This is a genomic window from Polaromonas sp. P3_C2 (assembly GCF_056402675.1).
Map to the genome: position 1 here is coordinate 1 of NZ_JBFUGX010001038.1, position 993 is coordinate 993.

At 51.2% G+C, this 993-nt stretch carries 1 protein-coding gene; it reads left to right on the forward strand.

Translation table 11 applies throughout. The features are described from left to right. Positions 1 to 296: 296 nt before the first annotated feature. Positions 297 to 993, forward strand: a 697-nt coding sequence (locus AC1DWI_RS24400; protein ID WP_477726074.1) for a TIGR02391 family protein, incomplete at its 3' end; no start/stop codon positions are given.

Sequence of the window (993 nt, forward strand, 5' to 3'; positions counted from 1 at the left end):
GAAGCAAGTGTGCCGTCCGCCCCTTCTTTGCAAGCCCTTCTATGACCTCCTCAAAAGTGTCGTAATGCATCTCACCTCCACATACTTTTTATGCCCAGGATTGCATAGTGAACCTTGGGAAGGTAGCGCGCAAGGGTAGTAGGGCGTACTGTGGCCGTTCCGCCCATCTATGAATTACCTACCGTGGTCTCCGGTACATCCATACCCTCCAATTGGAGGAGACGGAGATGCTTGACCGTAATAGACTCAAGCGTCGGCCTCACATCGAGGAAACCTACCTATCCAACTGAAACTCCATGACAACACTCGCAGATCTGATTCCTGATGTTGATGTGCTGGTGGACTTACCTGATCAAGAGCTTGCATTGACTGTTCTGAAACTCTGTGCAGAACATGGTGGAGTCGGAAATCGCGGTGTTCATCCTCAGGTCATGCACCAATGGACTGTAGCCCCTAGTGATAGCGGCTATACCTATCCTATGGAGCGACATGATGAAGTAGATCTTTCTCTAGGCGAAGCGTGGAACTGGCTGACCGTGCAAGGGCTGCTGATAMCGCAAGGTGGTTTTCATCCATCCAACGATTGGATGCGCTTAAGTCGCAAGGCACGTCGGATGCTCGATGAAGGTTCATTCGAGGACTATTCCCGCGGTGTGGCGTTTCCCAAAAGCCTACTTCATCCGGAAATAGCAGAAGCTGTTTGGCTCGACCTAGCTCGCGGCGATTTTTCTACTGCGGTGTTCAGGTCTTTCAGAGCTGTGGAAATAGCTGTGCGTAATGCAGGTGGGTTTGGCGATCAGACGATCGGGACAGATCTGATGAGAAAGGCCTTTTCTCAGAATGGGCCACTTGCAGACAACTCCCGGCTTGCAGCCGAAAATGAAAGTCTTTCCGCGCTATTTGCCGGTGCTATCGGTTCGTACAAAAACCCGATATCTCATCGCACCGTGGACCTGTCGGATATTAAAGAGGCCCAGGAGATGGTCATATTGG